The following is an 18,409-nucleotide window of genomic DNA, read 5'->3' as shown; positions in this document are numbered from 1 at the left end:
ACAGCCGGGGCCGTGACGTGGGTCGCAGCGACCGGATCGGCGTCGGGATGTACCTCCCGCGCGCACACCTACACTTGTCGGGTGACTGCCGCGCCCGATGCCATCGAGCTCCGCGATGTCACCAAGACTTTCGGTGCCACCGTCGCGCTGAGTGGGCTGGACCTCACCGTGCCACCCGGACGGATCACGGGTCTGCTGGGCCCCAATGGCGCGGGCAAGACCACCGCCATCGAGATCTGCGCCGGCCTGCAGCACGCCGATTCCGGCACCGTGCGGGTACTCGGCCACGATCCGTGGCGGCGCTCCGCGGATCAGCGCGCCGACGTCGGGGTCATGCTGCAGCGCGGTGGGGTGTGGTCAGGGGCGAATGCCCAGCAGGCCATCAGCCATGTCGCCCGCTTCTTCACGGCGCCATGGGATGTGAACGCGCTGATGGACCGCTTGCATCTGCACTCGCTCGGTCGCACGACCTTCCGCCGGATGAGCGGTGGCGAGCAGCAGCGCGTCAAACTCGCCTGCGCCATGGTCGGCCGACCACATCTGCTGATGCTGGACGAACCCACGGCCGGTCTCGACCCCGCCACCCGGCGCGACGTGTGGGGCTTGATCGACGAGCTGCGGCAAGCGGGCACCACCATCTTGCTGTCGACCCACGCGATGGAGGAGGCCGAACAGCTGTCCGATCAGCTGGTGATCATCCACCAGGGGCAGTGTGTTGCCAGCGGTACCGCAGCGGACCTGACCGCCGACCCGGACGGCCAGACCCTGCGTTTTCGGGCCGCCGCCCATCTCGACCGTTCCGGCCTGCTCCGGGCCCTCTCCCCCGGTTTCGACCTGGTGGAAGAGCCGCCCGGCACCTACCGGCTGACCGGTTCCCGCATCGACCCGGGCACCATGGCCGCGGTCACGGCGTGGTGTGCCGAGCACGGGGTTCTGGCTTCGGAGTTGACGGTGCAGCAGCGCAACTTGGAACAGGTGTTCCTGGATGTGACCGCCACAGCAGGGGAGTCGACGCCATGACCGACACCACACTCGCCCCCCTCGGCCGCTCCGCTCCGGCCGGCCAGGTGGTCCGATCCCAGGCGGCTCTCGAATGGCGACTGATGATGGCCAATGGCGAGCAGATCCTGCTCACCCTCATCATCCCGTTGGTGCTGCTGGTGGGACTGTCGCTGACGGACTTCGTGTCCCTGGGCGCTGTCGGACGCCAGGCCCGCGTGGAGTTGCTCGTGCCGAGCATCATGGCCCTGGCTGTGATGTCCAGCGCGTTCACCGCCCTGGCGATCTCGACCGGCTTCGACCGCCGTGGCGAGGCCATCAAGTTCCTGGGCACGACCCCGCTGTCCCGCACCGGACTGTTGACTGCCAAGGCGCTGGCGGTGCTCGGCGTCCAGGCCGTGCAGTTGGTCATCATCGTCGCGGTCGGCGCTGCTTTGGGCTGGCGACCTGGCGCTGGCGTGTGGTGGGCGATACCTCTGGTTGCTCTGGGGACCTTCGCTTTTGCCGCCTGGGGTCTGGTCCTGGCGGGCACTTTGCGCGCCGAGGCCACCCTCGCCCTGGCCAACGCTGTGTATCTGATCCTTCTCCTGGCCGGGGGTGTGGTGATCCCGCCCGACCGGTTCCCCGATCCGATCGCCGCCGTGATCTCACTGCTGCCGTCCGCTGCCTTGGCCGACGGTCTGCGCGCTGCTCTTGCGCCCATGACCGACGTGGGGGTGGTCGGGGTGAGCCTGCTCATTCTGACCGTGTGGGGCATCATCGGTGCCGTGGTCGTTCAGCGCACCTTCCGGTGGACCTCATGAGCCCGGCGGACAGCCCGAACCCGACAGACACCCCAGACCCGGCCAACCGGCTCCCCAACGCCCGCGACCTCGGCGGGCATCGCACCCAGGACGGCCGATCCGTACGCCGCGGACTGATCTTCCGCAGTGCGGCCCCCCGCCCGCGAGGATCACCTGACTGCACTGCACGAGCTGGGAATCGCCCGCGTCTATGACCTGCGCACCGCGGGCGAACGTGATCAGCGCCCGGTGGAACTCCCCGAGGCTGCGGTGCGCGTCCATGCCGATCTGCTCGCCGACGAGCCAGACTCGGGACCCGCTTCCCTAGGGGCCATCGCGCGAGCAGCTGTCTCCGGCGAACGGCCGGATTTCGATGCCGACGGGCTCGACCGCATCTTCGTCGAGGGGTACCGATCGTTCGCCACACTGCCGAGCTCCCGGCGCGGCACCGCTGGCGTTCTGCGCCGCTTGGCCGAGCCGGATAGCGGCCCGGACCTGCTGTACTGCACGGCAGGCAAGGACCGCACCGGCTGGGTCGCGAGCGTCATCCTGGTCACTGTCGGCGTCGGATGGGACGACGTCCTGGCCGACTACATGATCAGTGGCCCCAATGTCATGGCTCTACTGGCTCCTTACCGCGAGCAGTTCGAGGCCCAGGGCGGAGATGTCGCGATCATGGAGCGGGCGATCTCCACTTATCCGCACTACCTCGCGGCCGCCCACGAAGCGGCGATCGCCGACTACGGATCGTGGGAGGACTACCTGACCGGTGGCCTCGAACTCGATCCCGCCGCCATCGTTGCGCTGCGAGAACGGCTGCTGACCCCCTGAGCTCTCCCCGGTCTCGAACATGACCCTGGCACCCGCCGGCATCCGTCGGCATCCGTCGCGGGGGCTCGCCGTACCCTGGGCACGTGACGACGACAGCGCCAGCCACGACCACGACAACCGACAACGCAGCCCCCGGGTGGCTGGTCAACATCTTCCGCGTGAACCTGGTCGTGCAGGTCGGAATCGTCGTGACCGGCGGCCTGGTCCGCCTCACAGGTTCGGGTCTGGGCTGTCCGACGTGGCCCGAGTGCGTCGACGGCTCCCTCGTTCCGACCAACAAGCAAGAGGAGGCCTGGCACAAGTACGTCGAGTTCGGCAACCGGCTACTCACGTTCCTGCTGGCGATCGCCGCCCTGGCAGCGATCGTCGGTGTCCTGGTCTGGTGGCGTCGGCAGAAGTCCGCTGCACTGCCTGCCCGACCACCAGTGATGTGGCTGGCAGCGGTGCCCATCGTCGGCACCGTCGCCCAGGCAGTGCTCGGTGGGATCACGGTGCTGACCGGCCTTCACCCGCTGATCGTTGCCGCGCACTTCCTGCTGTCGATCGCGATCATCGCCGGGTGTGTCCTGCTCGTGGACCGAGCTCAGGACCCTGCTGATCGCCCGACCCTGCCCATCGTGCGCCGCGAACTGCTGTGGCTCGGCAATGCGCTCGTGGCGACCGCCCTTGCGGTGATCGTCCTGGGAACCATCGTGACCGGAGCCGGCCCCAACTCCGGCGACGCGGACGTGACCCACCGCCTGGGCATCGATCAGCGCGTGGCGGCGTGGGTACACGCGGACGTCGTGTATCTCTTCATCGGCTTGATGATCGCGATGCTCGTAGCCCTACGGCTGGTCGACGGGCCCACGCTCGCGTGGCGCCGCATGTGGCTGCTGGTGGCGGCAGCGCTGCTCAACGGCGTTGTCGGATACGCCCAGCTGTTCACCGGACTCCCCTGGGCGTTTGTGGCCACCCACATGCTGCTCGCGTGCCCTCATCTGGGTGGCGGCCATCAGGGTGCGCCTGGCGCTACGAACCCGCGGCGTGATGGCCCCGGATCTCGTCGATCTGCGCTGAGCCGCGTCGGCTCAGCCCAGGAACGGATCGATACCGACGGCGAGGAACAGCAGCGACAGGTAAGTGATCGAGCCATGGAACAACCGCATGGGGTTCAATCGCGCGGTCCCGACCCGGCGTTGTAGCGCGTAGGCCTCCCACAGGAACAGCGCACCCAGCACCACGGCAACTCCGGAGTACAGCCATCCCATGCTCGCGACCGGGATCAGCAGCAGTGATACGGCCACCATGACCCAGGAGTAGCGCACGATGCGCTTGGCGACGGCCTTGGAATCGGCGACAACGGGAAGCATCGGGACATTGGCAGCGGCGTAGTCGGCGCGGTAGCGCAGCGACAAAGGCCAGTAGTGCGGTGGGGTCCAGAAGAACACGATCAGGAAGAGCACGACCGGGGGCCAGGCGAGGGATCCGGTCACCGCTGACCAACCGATCAGAACAGGCATGCAACCGGCGGCACCGCCCCACACGATGTTCTGCGGAGTGCGGCGCTTGAGTACCAGCGTGTATCCGACGACGTACATGGCGATCGCCAGCGCGCCCAGCACCGCCGCGACCGGGTTGGTGGTGACCCACAGCACGACGACGGCGAGGATCGACAGGATCCAACCGAAGATGATCGCATTGCGCGCGGGGATCGTGCCGGTGGCCAGCGGACGGGCGCCGGTGCGGTGCATGACCGCGTCGATGTCGCGGTCGAGGTAGGAGTTCATGGTGTTGGCGCCCGCAGCGGCCAAGGTCCCACCGATCAGCGTGCCGATCGCTATTCGCAGGTCTGGCAGCCCTTGAGCCGCGAGCAGCATCGCAGGCACCGTCGTGACCAGCAACAGTTCGATGATGCGCGGCTTGGTGAGCGCGACATACGCCTTGATGGTGGCGCCGCGGGAGCGCATGGGAGCCGACGCCGGCGACGTCGGGCGGACGGCGGCGAGTGACTCACTCGGGTCGATCGCCGTCACGCACGCTCCAGACTGCTGAGGTTTCCACGTCGATCGCGTGGATCCGGACGACGTCAGTCTAGAACGTCGACCACCCGAAAGGGCAAAGCCGTAACCGCTCGGGGGACATGAGGATGACCTCCCACGTCACGATGACCTCGTACCGCGCGACCGAACCCACCTATTCGCAGGCTGGTCCGGATCAAACTGATTCGAGCAGGTCATGGAGGCGGTTGCGACGCTAGGCTGCGCGCGAGGCGCGACGGCGCCCGCGGTTGACCGGGAAGGACCCCTGTGAGCGACATCGAATGGACCGAGTTGGACGATCGAGCCGTCGCTACGGCGCGGGTGCTGGCCGCGGACGCGGTGCACAAGACCGGCAACGGTCATCCGGGGACCGCCATGAGCTTGGCACCCGCGGCGTACCTGCTGTTCCAGCAGTTCCTGCGCCACGATCCCGCCGACGCCAAGTGGCTCGGCCGCGACCGCTTCGTGCTGTCCGCGGGGCACTCCAGTCTCACGCTCTACATCCAGCTGTACTTGTCCGGCTACGGCCTGGAACTGGGTGACCTGGAGTCTTTCCGCACCTGGGGCAGCCTTACCCCGGGTCACCCCGAGTACGGCCACACCGTCGGCGTCGAGACCACCACCGGCCCGCTTGGCCAGGGCCTGTCCACCGGCGTCGGCATGGCGATGGCACAACGCTACGAGCGCGGACTGTTCGACCCCGACGCTGCACCGGGCACCAGCCCCTTCGACTACCACGTGTGGGTCATTGCCGGTGACGGCTGCCTGGAGGAAGGCATCACGTCTGAGGCCTCGTCGTTGGCCGGCACCCAGCAACTGTCGAACCTCACGGTCATCTGGGACGACAACCACATCTCGATCGAGGACGACACCGCGATCGCGTTCAGCGAGGATCCTGTCGCCCGCTACCGCGCCTATGGCTGGCACACCGATGAGGTGGCCCTGGGTGAGGACGGATCCGTCGATGTCCCCGGCCTGGCGGCTGCACTGGAGCGCGCCCGCGCCGTCACCGACAAACCCACGTTCATCCGGCTTCGCAGCATCATCGGATGGCCGGCTCCCACGAAGAAGAACACCTATCTCGCGCACGGTTCGGACCTGGGCGCCGAAGAGGTGGCCGCCGTCAAGGAGATCCTCGGCTTCGATCCCGACCGATCGTTCCAGGTCGATGACACCGTGCTCGCTCACGCCCGCAAGGTCAAGGACCGCGGCGAGGCGCTGAAGGCCGAGTGGCAACCGACCTTCGAGGCATGGCGCACTGCCAACCCCGATCGCGCCGCGCTGCTGGACCGCATCCAATCCGGCGTCCTGCCCGACATCGAACTCCCGCAGTTCCCCGCCGGGCAGTCCATCGCCACGCGCAAGGCGTCCTCCGCGGTGATCCAGGCGATCGCAGCGGCATTGCCGGAATTCGTCGGCGGTTCGGCTGACCTTGCGGAAAGCAACCTGACCACGATCGAGGGTGCCCCCTCGTTCCTGCCGGAGAGCATCTTCGTGAAGAAGGACTCCCCCTTCGCCGGACCCCATTCACCTTATGGTCGCGTGCTGCATTTCGGGGTTCGTGAACATGCCATGGGGGCGGCGCTGAACGGCATGGCGCTGTCCGACATCCTCAAGCCGTTCGGGGGCACGTTCCTGGTGTTCAGTGACTACATGCGCGGCGCGGTTCGCGTCGGTGCCTTGATGGACATCCCCGTCACCTACGTGTGGTCACACGACTCCATCGGTCTCGGTGAGGACGGCCCCACGCACCAGCCGATCGAGCACCTGTGGGCCCTGCGCCTGATCCCGCAGTTGAACGTTGTGCGTCCGGCCGACGCCACCGAGACCGCGACCTGCTGGGTGGAGATCCTGCGACGTGGCAAGCCTGCTGGGATCATCCTGAGCCGTCAGGGCCTCCCCACCATCGATCGTGAGATCTGCGCGTCCGCGGACCTCGTGTCCAAAGGGGCCTATGTTCTGTCGGACTGCGACGGCACTCCCGACGTACTGCTTCTGGCGACGGGCTCGGAGGTGCAACTGGCCCAGGCGGCGCAGCAGACCCTGGCCGCTGACGGCGTTGCTGCCCGGGTCGTGTCGATGCCATGCCTGGAGTGGTTCGAGGGCCAAGACCAGTCCTACCGTGACTCGGTCTTGCCGCCTGCGGTCACCGCGCGGGTGTCGGTCGAGGCCGGCGCCACGCTTGGGTGGTGGAAGTACATCGGCGATCACGGCCGAGCGATCGGTGTCGACCACTTCGGGGCCTCCGCAGACGGCGCATTGTTGTTCAAGGAGTTCGGCATCACCGCGGACGCTGTCGTTTCGGCAGCGAAGGAGTCCATCGCGGCGACCAGGTCAGCGTGATCGTCTACCTGCTGTTGACGGGGGCGATCGTCAGCGAGGTGATCGGGACGATGGCGTTGAAACTCTCGGACGGTTTCACCCAGGCCGGCTGGGCGGCTCTTGTCGCGGTGGGGTATCTGTTGGCTTTCTACCTGTTGTCGCAGGTGCTCTCGCGCGGGATGGCGATCGGAATCGCCTACGGCATCTGGGGCGCCTGCGGCGTCGCCTTGACCGCTGTTCTGGGCCACGTGATCTTCGACGATCCGCTCACGATTCTGATGGCCATCGGGATCGTATTGATCGTGGTCGGAGTTCTGGCCGTCGAGCTGGGTTCGGAACATTCCCACCCCACCGCTGGGGACGCCACATGACCTGGCTGATGCTGATCGGGGCGATCGTCTTCGAGGTCGCCGGCACGATCTCTCTGAAGCTGTCGGACGGATTCACGAAGATCGCTTGGGTGGCGGTCCTCATCGTGTGCTACGCGATCGCATTCTTCCTGCTCGCAAGCGTGTTGAGTGAGGGCATGCCCGTCGGCGTCGCCTATGGGATCTGGGCGGCGTCGGGTGTCGCCCTGATGGCAATCGCCGGGCGCTTCCTGTTCGGCGACGCCCTGACCCCGGTCTCAATCGCCGGAATAGGGTTCATCATCGCCGGAGTCCTGGTGGTGGAGCTCGGTTCGCACGCCTAACGCCACGGTCAGCGCCGATGGTGCTCGGGTCACGGACGGTGAGCCACCTTTCACCGCGGGGGGAGCGACCCGGGTCGAAGTGACAACTGTGCGAACACATCCGAGAAGTCAGGCATCGCGCGCTCCTGATCGCTAGCCTCACGGGCGAGGGGTTCACCACGCCCCGGTCCCGACGCGATGTCGGACAGCACAGGAGGTCAGATGTCCCAGTCGGAACGGTTGAAAGCACTCGCAGACGCAGGCGTCTCTATCTGGTTGGACGACCTCGACCGCGACCGCATCACCAGCGGCGGCCTGAAGCAACTCATCGAGGACAGTTCCGTGACGGGCGTGACGACGAACCCCGCCATCTTCAACCACGCGATCTCCGGTGATGCCGGCGCCTACGCTGCCCAGTTGGCCGACCTGGCCGTCCGCGGCGTGAGCCAGGGAGAAGCGGTGCGCGCCCTCACCACCGCTGACGTCAGGTCCGCCACCGACATCATGCGCCCAGTGTGGGAAGCCACTGATGGCGTGGACGGCCGTGTGTCGATCGAGGTTGACCCGCGCTACGCCCGCCGTACCGCTCCGACTGTGGCCGAGGCGAAGGCCCTGTGGTGGGCGGTCGACCGCCCCAACACTTTGATCAAGATCCCCGGCACGGCGGAAGGCCTACCCGCGATCACAGAGGTGCTCGGTGAGGGCATCAGCGTCAACGTGACTCTGATCTTCAGCCCGGAGCGCTACGTCGAGGTCATGGATGCCTGGATGGCCGGGCTGGAGAAGGCCAAAGCCAACGACAAGGACCTCAGCCAGATCCAATCAGTGGCGTCGTTCTTCGTCAGCCGGGTCGACAGTGAGGTCGACAAGCGTATCGACGCCATCGGCACCCCCGAGGCCGAGGCACTGCGCGGCAAGGCCGCCATCGCCAACGCGCGACTGGCCTACGCCGAGTTTCGAGCAGGTGATGGCGTCGGACCGATGGAAGGCCCTCGAAAGCGCCGGCGCGATGCCGCAGCGCCCCCTGTGGGCATCCACTGGGGTCAAGGACCCCAAGTACGACGACACCCGCTATGTCGTGGAACTGGTCGTCCAGGGGTGTGTCAACACGATGCCCGAAGCGACCATGCAAGCCGTGGCCGATCACGGCGAGATCACAGGCGACACCATCACCGTGAACATCGCCGATGCCCAACAGGTGTTCACCGACATCGAGGCCGTCGGTATCGACATGGCTGATGTGTTCGTGACACTGGAGAACGAGGGCGTCGAGAAGTTCGTGGTCGCGTGGGAGGAACTGCTCGCCACCATCGACAGTGCGCTGGCGAAGCGCGGCGATTCGGGCGCCGCATGACAACCGAGATCAGTAATCCGCTACGGGATCCCCGCGACCGGCGACTTCCCCGGATCGCGGGACCCTGCGGTCTGGTCATCTTCGGTGTCACGGGAGACCTGGCGCGCAAGAAGGTCATGCCCGCCATCTACGACCTGGCCAACCGCGGTCTCCTCCCCCCAACTTCGCGCTCGTCGGATTCGCCCGGCGCGACTGGGAGGACCAGGACTTCGCGCAGATCGTGCATGACTCGGTCAAGGAGCACTCCCGCACCGAGTTCCGCGAGGACGTCTGGGAGCAGTTGAGCGAGGGAATTCGGTTCGTCGCCGGGGACCTCGGTGATGACGAAGCATTCGACCAGCTGGCTGCCGTCATCGCCGATTTGGACAACCTACGAGGTACCGGGGGCAACCACGCCTTCTACTTCTCGATCCCGCCCAAGTTCTTCCCGATCGTGGTCAAGCAGTTGAAACGTTCGGGCCTCAGCGACTCCAGCACAGGGGCTTGGCGCCGGGTGGTGATCGAGAAACCCTTCGGACACGACCTCAAGTCCGCCCAGGAACTCAACGCCATCGTCGATGAGGTGTTCGACCCCGGCTCGGTGTTCCGTATCGACCACTACCTGGGTAAGGAAACCGTCCAGAACCTCCTGGCGATCCGGTTCGCCAACAACTTGTTCGAGCCCATCTGGAACAACGGCTTCGTCGATCACGTCCAGATCACCATGGCCGAGGACATCGGCATCGGCAGTCGAGCGGGCTACTACGACGGCATCGGTGCCGCCCGCGACGTCATCCAGAACCACCTCATGCAGCTCATGGCACTGACCGCGATGGAAGAACCCGCCAACTTCGACGCGGAATCAGTGCGCCTGGAGAAGGAGAAGGTCCTGCGCTCGGTCGTCCTGCCCAAGAACCTCGACAAGCACACGGCCCGAGGCCAGTACGCAGCCGGGTGGCAGGGCGGCGTCCCAGTGGTCGGGTACCTCGAAGAGGCCGGCATCCCGCCCACATCCAAGACCGATACGTTCGCTGCGATCCGCCTGGATGTGGAGAATCGACGCTGGGCGGGCGTGCCTTTCTACCTGCGCACGGGCAAACGACTGGGGCGGCGAGTCACCGAGATCGCCATCGTGTTCAAACGGGCGCCACACCTGCCATTCGCACAGACCGCGGTGGAAGAACTGGGCCAGAACGCGATCGTGTTACGGGTGCAACCGGACGAGGGCATGACGGTGCGGTTCGGCTCCAAGGTCCCCGGCACCACTATGGAAGTTCGCGACGTGAGTATGGACTTCCAGTACGGCGACTCGTTCACGCAAGCCTCACCCGAGGCGTACGAACGGCTGATCCTCGACGTGTTGCTCGGCGAAGCGCCGCTGTTCCCCCGGCACGAGGAAGTGGAGATGTCGTGGAAGATCCTCGACCCGATCCTCGACCACTGGGCGGCCAACGGGCAGCCTGACCAGTACACCTCCGGTGGCTGGGGCCCCAAGTCCGCATACGAAATGATGGCCGCCGACGGCCGGACCTGGAGGCGGCCATGATCCGCTTGGAGGACACCACCGGTAACGCGGTCGCTGCGGCGATCTCCGCCGAACGCCACCGTATGGGGGCCCTGGCCACCGGCATGGTGCTGACCCTCTTGGTTCTCGCCGACGAGGAGACCCAGGCCGATGCAACCCAGGCCGCGTCCTACGCCGCTCAGGAGCATCCCATGCGCATCGTCGTACTGATTCCCCGGAAGGGGCGGTCAGCTCCGCGTCTCGATGCCGAGATCTCGGTCGGCGGCGACGAGGGGCCAGGCGAGGTCGCGGTGCTGCGGCTGCGTGGAGAACTGGCCAAGCACCCGGGGTCGGTGGCGATTCCGCTGCTCCTCACCGATACTCCGGTGGTCGCCTGGTGGCCGCACGATGCGCCCAAGATCCCCATCCATGACCCGATCGGGGCCCACGCCCAGCGCCGGATCACCACGGCCATGACCGCTGCCCGCCAGGTGGTGGCGCTCCAGGATCGCGTCGCGGGATACCACCCCGGCGACACGGACCTGGCGTGGACACAAACCACCAACTGGCGCACCCTGCTCGCCACCAGCCTGGATCAACCCCACGGCCACCTGGTCGGGGCCGAGGTCAGCGGTCAGCGGTCGCACGCCTCCGCTTTCATGCTGGCTGCCTGGCTGCACTCCCGGCTGAAGGTGCCGGTGAATGTCATCAACAGCCGCGGTCCGGGGATCACCAGTGTGCGGATGATCACGAGCACGGGCGACATCACGATCAGTCGACCCGATGGCAGGGTGGCGAAGTTGACGCGTGCCGGTCTGCCCCCGGCCACGATCGCGCTGCCCCGCCGTGAGACCGGCGACCTGCTCGCTGAGGAACTGCGTCGGCTCGACGCCGACGAGGTGTACGGCGAGGCCCTGCAGGCGCTGGCGGGCGTCGGTGAGGGCAAACTGAGACTGGAAGGCGGCGGGACCAAGAAGGCCCGCAAGCCGGCGGCGAAGCGCGGCGCTCGGAAGACAACGGCGAAGAAGACCCCAGCAGCGAGGAAAGCGCCCGCGAAGGCCCCGGCCAAGAAGGCACCGGCCAAGAAGGCACCGGCCAAGAAGGCACCGGTCAAGAAGGCAACCGGGAAGAAGTCATGACCGCCGTCGAGGTCATCGTCCATCCGGACTCGGAGTCGCTCGCCGCTTCGGTCGCCGCTCGGCTGATCACGTCGATCATCGATGCGCAGGTGGCACACGGGGACGCGGGCGTCGTGCTGACCGGTGGAGGTATGGGTGGCAAGAGCCAGCGGGCCGTCGTCGCCAACCCGGCGGCCCGGGCGGTCGCCTGGGATGCGGTCGACTTCTACTGGGGTGATGAGCGGTTCGTGGCAGCGACAGATCCGGATCGTAACGAGAAGCAGGCGTACGATGCCATGCTCTCCGCCTTGCCGATCGACCAAGCTCGGGTGCACGCCATGCCTGCCACCGGCGGGTCGTGGGGGGACGATCCCGTCGCTGCCGCAGACGCCCACGCCGCTGAACTGGCGCGGGTGGCGGCCGGCCAGGGCGCCAGTGGTGGCCTCGCGGTGCCCCGGTTCGACGTCCTCATGCTCGGCGTGGGGCCCGATGCCCACATCGCCTCGCTGTTCCCCGAGCATGGCGAGACGACCGTCGCAGACCGCACGGTCGTCCCCGTCACCGACTCCCCCAAGCCGCCTCCGACGCGGCTGTCATTCACATTTCCGGTGATCTGCTCGGCCACCGAAGTATGGCTCGTCGCCGCCGGCCAGGAGAAGGCAGCGGCACTCGCTGAGGCGTTGGCTCCTGGTGCGGACCGCAACCGATACCCGGCAGCGGGAGCAGTCGGAACACGCCGAACGCTCGCCCTGATCGACGAATCAGCGGCGTCTGAGTTGCCGGACAGTTTGCGTCACCGCTCCTGACCGCCGCATCCCCGCAGATGACGCAGAGGGATCAGGGTGCAGCAGACAGATCAGAACGGGTCGTTGCGCAGATCCTCGAGCGCTTCGTTCAAGATGGCCTCGGCGTCGGACTCCGAACGCCGCTCTTTGACATAGGCGAGATGGGTCTTGTACGGCTCGATCTTGGGCGGGGCGGGTGGGTTGTCCTGGTCGCGCCCGGCGGGCCATCCACAGCGTGGGCAGTCCCAGGACTCGGGCACCGACGCTCCGCGCAGGAAACTCGGCGTGCTCTCGTGGCCGTTGGCGCACCAGAACGAAATCTCGACTCTCGGAGCGGTTTCGCCCCGTTCCGCTTCGCCCATCGGTCCGGCGCCGACTCGGCTGCCGCGAATGGCTTGTCCACCTGCCACGACTGTTGACCTCCACCTGACGCCGGGCACACGAGCGTGTGCCACCAGAAGACTCTAGATCGCTCCCGTTCGGGATCCGGGCACAACGCTCGGCGCGTCGCTCAGCCGGAAGCTACTCAGATGCGCTGCCAACCAGCAGGCCGAGCCCGACGATACTGGCCAGCCAGATGACGGCGATGACGATCGTGATGCGGTCGAGGTTCTTCTCCGCGACCGAGGAACCCCCGACGCTGCTGCTGATTCCGCCGCCGAACATGTCCGACAGGCCGCCACCCTTGCCCTTGTGGAGCAGGATCAGCCCGATGAGCAGCAGGCTCGTCAACACCAGCACGATCTGCAGGACAAGGGTCACGGTTCACTCCATTCGAACCGCACCAGGGTAACCCACATCAGGTGAGCGGCGGATGCTGCGGGAACTTGCAGATCGTGACGAACTCGTCGGGGTCCAGACTGGCGCCGCCGATGAGTGCACCGTCGATGTCCGCTTCGGCCATGATCGCGGCGACGTTGGACGACTTCACCGAGCCGCCGTAGAGAATGCGGGTGCGGTCGGCGACATCAGCCGAATGCATGTTCGCGATGTGCGAGCGGATGGCACCGCACACCTCTTGGGCGTCCTGCGGCGTCGCCACCTCGCCCGTGCCGATCGCCCAGACCGGTTCGTAGGCGACGACCAACTCCGCGATCTGGTCCGCGGGAATCCCCGCGAGGGAGCCGGAGACCTGATCGAGCGTGTACTGGACGTGGTCGCCGGCTTGCCGGATGGCCAGCCCCTCCCCCACGCACACGATGGGGGTCATGTCGTTCTTGATGACCTGCTTGGCCTTGGTGTTGACGACCTCGTCTGTCTCGTCGTGATACTCACGGCGCTCGCTGTGGCCGACCACCACGAATGTGCACCCCAACTTGGCGAGCATGGCCGCGGACACCTCGCCGGTGTAGGCACCGGAGTCATGCTCGGAGCAGTCCTGCGCTCCGAAAGCGATCTTGTACTTGTCCCCCTCGATCAGCGTCTGAACCGATCGAAGGTCCGTGAACGGCGGAATGACCGCGACCTCGACCTCGGTGAGGTCCTTCTCGTTGAGCGAGAACGCGATCTTCTGGACGTGTGCGATGGCCTCCAGGTGGTTGAGGTTCATCTTCCAGTTGCCCGCCATGAGCGGTCGCCGATCGGCCATCAGGACTCCTCCAACACTGCGATACCGGGCAGGGTTTTGCCCTCGAGGAACTCGAGACTCGCGCCACCCCCGGTGGAGATGTGCGAGAAGTCGTCGTCGGGAAGCCCGAACTGGCGCACGGCGGCGGCGCTGTCACCACCACCGATGACAGTGAACGCATTGGAGGCGGCCACTGTCTCGGCAACGGCGCGGGTGCCGGCCGCGAACGCGGGCATCTCGAAGACCCCCATGGGACCGTTCCACACGATGGTGCGGGCATCGGCGAGCTTGCTCTGGAACAGCGCCACTGATTCGGGTCCGATATCCAACCCGCGCCACCCGGGTTCGATCCCATCCGCGGGGACCGTGGCAGTGGCAGCATCAGGGGCGAAGTCGTCAGCCACGACGATGTCGACCGGTAGCACGACCTCGACGCCACGCTGTTGGGCGTCGGCGAGAACCTGCCGCACGGTGTCGATCTGGTCGGCTTCCAGTAGCGAATCCCCCACCCCGTAGCCTTTGGCGGCCAGGAACGTGTAGCACATCCCACCGCCGATCAGCAGTCGGTCGACGGACTTGAGCAGGTTGTCGATCACCCCGAGTTTGTCCGACACCTTGGCACCGCCCAGGATGACGACGTACGGCCGGTCGGGGTCCTCGAGTACCTTGCGGAACACCTCGGCCTCGGTCTGAACCAGATTGCCGGCGGCCCGGTCGAGCCGACGGGCGACATCGGTGACACTCGCCTGTTCGCGGTGGACAACGCCGAAACCGTCGCTGACGTAGACATCGGCCAGTTCGGCCAACTCATCGGCCAGCGCGGCTCGCTCCCGGGCATCCTTCGAGGTCTCCCGGGCATCGAACCGGATGTTCTCCAGCAAGATGATGTCGCCGTCCGCCATGGCGGCAACCGCATCCCGCGCGGTGTCCCCCGTGATCGCCGGCACGAAGACGACGGTCTGTCCGAGGAGTTCCGACATGCGACGCGCCACCGGAGCCAGTGAGAGCTCGGGTTTGGCCTCTCCCTTGGGCCGACCCAGATGCGCGACCACGATGACCCGCGCCCCAGCCTCGCTGAGGGCACGCAGCGTGGGCAGGGACGCTCGGATACGTCCGTCGTCCGTGATGGTCGCGACACCGTCGGCCTGGGCCAACGGAACGTTCAGGTCGGCGCGCACCAGGACCCGTCGGCCCCGGACATCGAGGTCGGCGAGGGTCTTCACGAGTTCAGCGGGGCACCGACGAAGCGGACCAGATCGACCAAGCGGTTCGAGTAGCCCCATTCGTTGTCGTACCAACCGAGGACCTTGGCGGTGTTGCCCATGGTGCTGGTCAGCGAGGCGTCGAAGATGCACGAATGCGGGTCGGTGACGATGTCCGACGACACGATCGGATCCTCGGTGTACTTGAGGATTCCATTCAGGGGGCCCTCAGCTGCCGCCTTGACCGCCGCGTTGAGTTCTTCGGCCGTGGTGGCGGTCGTCAACTCGACAGTGAGATCGGTGGCAGACCCCGTGGGTACCGGCACCCGCATGGCGTAGCCATCGAGCTTGCCCTTGAGCTCGGGCATGACCAGTCCGATCGCCCGGGCGGCTCCGGTCGTGGTCGGAATCATGTTCAGGGCTCCGGCGCGGGCGCGGCGCAGATCCTTGTGCGGCGCGTCGAGGATGACCTGGTCGTTGGTGTAGGCGTGGATGGTGGTCATCAGCCCCCACTCGATGCCGAACGCGTCGTAGATGGCCTTGGCCATCGGGGCGAGGCAGTTCGTGGTGCAGGAGGCGTTGGAGATGACGACGTCCTTGTCGGGGTCGTAGTCGTTCTGGTTGACGCCCATGACGATGGTGACGTCGGGGTTCTTGGCGGGCGCGGAGATGAGAACCTTCTTGGCTCCCGCCGCCACGTGCAGCAGAGCGGAGTCGCGGTCGGTGAAGCGGCCGGTGGACTCGATAACGACCTCTGCACCCAGTTCGCCCCACGGCAACTTGGCCGGATCGGTCTCGGCGAGAGCCTTGATGGGCTTGCCGTCGACCACGATCGCATCCGGCGTGACCTGCACGTCGGCATCCATGCGTCCCAGGATCGAGTCGTACTTCAGCAAGTGCGCGAGAGTGCGGTTGTCGGTGAGGTCGTTGACCGCGACGATCTCGATGTCTTCACCCGTCAGCGCGAGGAGCGCGTTGGCGACGAAACCGTGGGACGCCTGCTCGCGTACCGCCCGGTAGAAGTTGCGCCCGATGCGGCCGAACCCGTTGATGCCTACCTTGATGGTCACCGTCTACTCCTTAGCAGTCCTCGATCACTAACCGTGCTTGCGTGCGGTGATCACCGGCTTCGACCGACAGGCAGTCGGCTCCGATGGTCGGGAACCCCACATCTGCGACCCTAGCGAACACCTCCGACGGTCGCGCGGCCGAGTCCCCTGCCCAGGACCTCGACGGGCAGCGCGATCTCGAGACGTCAAACTCCGTTAATCCCGCGTTAATCCCCGATTCCCGCAGCCCGATTCCCGCAGCCCGCAGCCCGCAGCCAAGCGCGACGGTCAGTCGTCGAGCATGTCCTCGGTGAGGTTGGCCTCGGTGCCCTCGATCCCCAGATCCGCGGCGCGCTTGTCGGCCATGGCCAGAAGGCGCCGGATCCGCCCCGCGATGGCGTCCTTGGTCAGCGGCGGCGACGCGAGGGCGCCCAACTCCTCCAGGCTCGCTTGGCGGTGGTCGATGCGTAGTTGTCCAGCGACCCGGAGGTGTTCGGGGACATCGTCACCGAGGATCTCCAGCGCCCGCTCGAGGCGGGCACCCGCGGCGACGGCGGCCCGAGCGGAGCGACGCAGGTTGGCGTCGTCGAAGTTGGCCAGTCGGTTGGCGGTGGCCCGGACCTCCCGCCGCATGCGCCGGTCCTCCCACGTCAAGCGGGCCTGGTGGGCGCCCATCCGGGTGAGCATGTCGCCGATCGCGTCGCCGTCACGGATGACCACGCGGTCGACTCCACGAACCTCACGCGCTTTCGCCGCGATCCCCAGCCTTCGGGCAGCACCCACCAGGGCAAGAGCGGTCTCACTGCTCGGGCAGGTGATCTCCAGCGCTGACGAGCGGCCGGGTTCGGTCAAGGAGCCGTGCGCCATGAACGCACCCCGCCACGCGGCTTCGGCATCGCAGGGGCCACCTGACACCACGGACGGGGGCAGGCCCCGCACAGGTCGACCGCGACCGTCCACGAGTCCCGTCTGGCGTGCCAGCCACGGGCCCCCCTGGGTGACCCGGATCGCGTACTTGGTGCCGCGGCGCAGGCCGGTCGGTTGGATGACCGACAGCGTCACCTCATGCCCGTACAACTCGGCGATGTCCTTGCGGACCCGGCGGGCGATCGCGCTGGTGTCGAATTCGGCCTCGATGACGATCTCTCCGGAGATCACCTGCAGACTTCCCCCGACCCGCAGCATTGTCGCGACCTCGGCCTTGCGACAGCAGGTCTTGGTGATCGGCAGTCGGCTGATCTCGTCCTTGACTTCAGCCGTCAGCGCCATGTCGAGATCCTGCCACGCCCGCTGATCTCGGCCAACGCCCCCGCCAGGAGGTCGGGATCGTGCACATCTTCGGCACCCCGCGGCGCCGCCACCGGCCTCAACACCAACTCAGCTCCCAACTCATCGGCGCACACGCGCGCCAGTCGCCGCGGGTCCGTCACGCTGCGGGGATCAGCCACAACCGCATCAGCACGGAATCCCCCCACATGTTCGCCCAGTACCGAGATGTACCGCTCCGGGGTGAACCCGGTCGTCTCGCCCTGCTGCGGCACAAGGTTAAGCACGACGACCCGCTTCGCGGGGCTTTCCGCGATACTTGCCGCCAGTTCAGGGACAAGGAGCGGCGCGATCACGGAGGTGTACCAGGATCCCGGCCCGAGCAGGATCACATCCGCCTCTCCGACCGCGTCCAGCGCCTCGGGGCAGGCGGGTGGATCGGGCGGGTCGATGGCCAGATGCCGGACCACCCCCTGGGTGGTCGCCACCGCCACCTGCCCGTGCACCAAGGTGTCGGACAGTGGATCGGCGGGGTCGAGTCCCGCGACGCGCGCGACGATCTCCAGCGGCTCGAGGCTCACGGGCAGCACTCGGCCTTGCGCCCCCAGCAATGCGGCGACCCAGTCGAGACCCGCGACGACGTCCCCGGTCTCTTCCCACAGAGACATGATCAGGAGGTTGCCGAGTGAGTGGCCCTTCAGGTCGCCCGTGCCACCGAACCGGTGCTGCACGACCCGACTCCAGGTGCGACCCCAAGTATCGTCCCCGCACAGTGCCGCCAGCGCCATGCGCAGGTCCCCGGGCGGGACGACGGCGAACTGCTGACGCAGCCGACCGGACGAACCTCCATCGTCCGAGACACCGACGATCGCGGTCAGATTGTCGGTGACCCGCCGCATCGCACTCAGGGTCGCGGCCAGCCCGTGACCGCCACCCAATGCGACCACACTCGGACCGTGC

General features: G+C 67.0%; 19 protein-coding genes and 1 pseudogene. 12 read left to right on the top strand and 8 right to left on the bottom strand.

What is annotated here, in order from left to right; genetic code table 11:
* The first annotated feature begins 81 nt into the window (after positions 1 to 81).
* From V9E98_02895 to V9E98_02880, 4 genes are all read left to right on the top strand, one after another.
* Positions 82 to 1,020, top strand: a complete 939-nt coding sequence (locus V9E98_02895) for an ABC transporter ATP-binding protein (protein ID MEI2715936.1) — start codon at positions 82 to 84, stop codon at positions 1,018 to 1,020.
* The gene (locus V9E98_02890) at positions 1,017 to 1,802 is read left to right on the top strand and encodes an ABC transporter permease (protein ID MEI2715935.1); all 786 of its coding nucleotides are present in this window, start codon (positions 1,017 to 1,019) and stop codon (positions 1,800 to 1,802) included. The genes V9E98_02895 and V9E98_02890 overlap by 4 nt, the downstream gene beginning before the upstream one ends.
* 126 nt (positions 1,803 to 1,928) lie before the next feature.
* Complete coding sequence (locus tag V9E98_02885) at positions 1,929 to 2,612, top strand: tyrosine-protein phosphatase (GenBank protein ID MEI2715934.1); 684 nt, start codon at positions 1,929 to 1,931, stop codon at positions 2,610 to 2,612.
* A gap of 83 nt (positions 2,613 to 2,695) precedes the next feature.
* Entirely contained in the window at positions 2,696 to 3,796 is a 1,101-nt protein-coding gene (locus V9E98_02880; GenBank protein MEI2715933.1) for a COX15/CtaA family protein, read from the top strand.
* On the opposite strand, the gene V9E98_02875 is transcribed toward V9E98_02880, so the two are convergent.
* Positions 3,683 to 4,627, bottom strand: a complete 945-nt coding sequence (locus V9E98_02875) for a heme o synthase (protein ID MEI2715932.1) — start codon at positions 4,625 to 4,627, stop codon at positions 3,683 to 3,685. The genes V9E98_02880 and V9E98_02875 overlap by 114 nt on opposite strands.
* A gap of 273 nt (positions 4,628 to 4,900) precedes the next feature.
* On the opposite strand from V9E98_02875, the gene tkt reads away from it, so the two are divergent.
* The 8 genes and pseudogenes from tkt to pgl all read left to right on the top strand — a co-directional run bounded on the left by tkt (position 4,901) and on the right by pgl (position 12,386).
* Positions 4,901 to 6,976: a transketolase gene (gene tkt / locus V9E98_02870; protein ID MEI2715931.1), complete on the top strand. Its 2,076-nt coding sequence runs from the start codon at positions 4,901 to 4,903 to the stop codon at positions 6,974 to 6,976.
* Complete coding sequence (locus tag V9E98_02865; protein ID MEI2715930.1) at positions 6,973 to 7,326, top strand: multidrug efflux SMR transporter; 354 nt, start codon at positions 6,973 to 6,975, stop codon at positions 7,324 to 7,326. Before tkt ends, V9E98_02865 begins: the two co-directional genes overlap by 4 nt.
* Complete coding sequence (locus V9E98_02860; GenBank protein ID MEI2715929.1) at positions 7,323 to 7,646, top strand: multidrug efflux SMR transporter; 324 nt, start codon at positions 7,323 to 7,325, stop codon at positions 7,644 to 7,646. Before V9E98_02865 ends, V9E98_02860 begins: the two co-directional genes overlap by 4 nt.
* Positions 7,647 to 7,823: 177 nt before the next feature.
* Positions 7,824 to 8,528, top strand: a pseudogene (gene tal / locus V9E98_02855) (transaldolase).
* 64 nt (positions 8,529 to 8,592) lie between these two features.
* Complete coding sequence (locus V9E98_02850) at positions 8,593 to 8,979, top strand: transaldolase family protein (GenBank protein ID MEI2715928.1); 387 nt, start codon at positions 8,593 to 8,595, stop codon at positions 8,977 to 8,979.
* Between the two features lie 64 nt (positions 8,980 to 9,043).
* Positions 9,044 to 10,504: a glucose-6-phosphate dehydrogenase gene (gene zwf, locus V9E98_02845; protein MEI2715927.1), complete on the top strand. Its 1,461-nt coding sequence runs from the start codon at positions 9,044 to 9,046 to the stop codon at positions 10,502 to 10,504.
* Entirely contained in the window at positions 10,501 to 11,601 is a 1,101-nt protein-coding gene (locus tag V9E98_02840) for a glucose-6-phosphate dehydrogenase assembly protein OpcA (GenBank protein MEI2715926.1), read from the top strand. The genes zwf and V9E98_02840 overlap by 4 nt, the downstream gene beginning before the upstream one ends.
* Positions 11,598 to 12,386, top strand: coding sequence for a 6-phosphogluconolactonase (pgl, locus tag V9E98_02835; protein ID MEI2715925.1), 789 nt, complete (start codon positions 11,598 to 11,600; stop codon positions 12,384 to 12,386). The genes V9E98_02840 and pgl overlap by 4 nt, the downstream gene beginning before the upstream one ends.
* A gap of 50 nt (positions 12,387 to 12,436) precedes the next feature.
* Here pgl and V9E98_02830 read toward each other — a convergent pair whose 3' ends face one another.
* The 7 genes from V9E98_02830 to yvcK all read right to left on the bottom strand — a co-directional run bounded on the left by V9E98_02830 (position 12,437) and on the right by yvcK (position 18,396).
* Complete coding sequence (locus V9E98_02830) at positions 12,437 to 12,775, bottom strand: RNA polymerase-binding protein RbpA (protein MEI2715924.1); 339 nt, start codon at positions 12,773 to 12,775, stop codon at positions 12,437 to 12,439.
* A gap of 112 nt (positions 12,776 to 12,887) precedes the next feature.
* Positions 12,888 to 13,127, bottom strand: coding sequence for a preprotein translocase subunit SecG (gene secG / locus V9E98_02825; protein ID MEI2715923.1), 240 nt, complete (start codon positions 13,125 to 13,127; stop codon positions 12,888 to 12,890).
* Between the two features lie 37 nt (positions 13,128 to 13,164).
* Entirely contained in the window at positions 13,165 to 13,953 is a 789-nt protein-coding gene (gene tpiA, locus V9E98_02820) for a triose-phosphate isomerase (GenBank protein MEI2715922.1), read from the bottom strand.
* Positions 13,953 to 15,155 (bottom strand): phosphoglycerate kinase, encoded by a 1,203-nt coding sequence (locus tag V9E98_02815; protein ID MEI2715921.1) that lies wholly within the window; start codon positions 15,153 to 15,155, stop codon positions 13,953 to 13,955. Before V9E98_02815 ends, tpiA begins: the two co-directional genes overlap by 1 nt.
* The gene (gene gap, locus V9E98_02810) at positions 15,152 to 16,204 is read right to left on the bottom strand and encodes a type I glyceraldehyde-3-phosphate dehydrogenase (GenBank protein MEI2715920.1); all 1,053 of its coding nucleotides are present in this window, start codon (positions 16,202 to 16,204) and stop codon (positions 15,152 to 15,154) included. Before gap ends, V9E98_02815 begins: the two co-directional genes overlap by 4 nt.
* 267 nt (positions 16,205 to 16,471) lie before the next feature.
* Positions 16,472 to 17,452 carry a DNA-binding protein WhiA gene (gene whiA / locus V9E98_02805; protein MEI2715919.1) on the bottom strand — a complete coding sequence of 327 codons (981 nt, stop codon included), beginning with the start codon at positions 17,450 to 17,452 and terminating at the stop codon, positions 16,472 to 16,474.
* On the bottom strand, positions 17,443 to 18,396 hold the full coding sequence (gene yvcK / locus V9E98_02800) for a uridine diphosphate-N-acetylglucosamine-binding protein YvcK (protein MEI2715918.1): 954 nt from the start codon (positions 18,394 to 18,396) through the stop codon (positions 17,443 to 17,445). The genes whiA and yvcK overlap by 10 nt, the downstream gene beginning before the upstream one ends.
* Positions 18,397 to 18,409: the final 13 nt, after the last annotated feature.

Source organism: Candidatus Nanopelagicales bacterium (assembly GCA_037045355.1).
Lineage (GTDB): Bacteria > Actinomycetota > Actinomycetes > S36-B12.
This window is presented reverse-complemented; position numbering and strand designations above follow the sequence as displayed.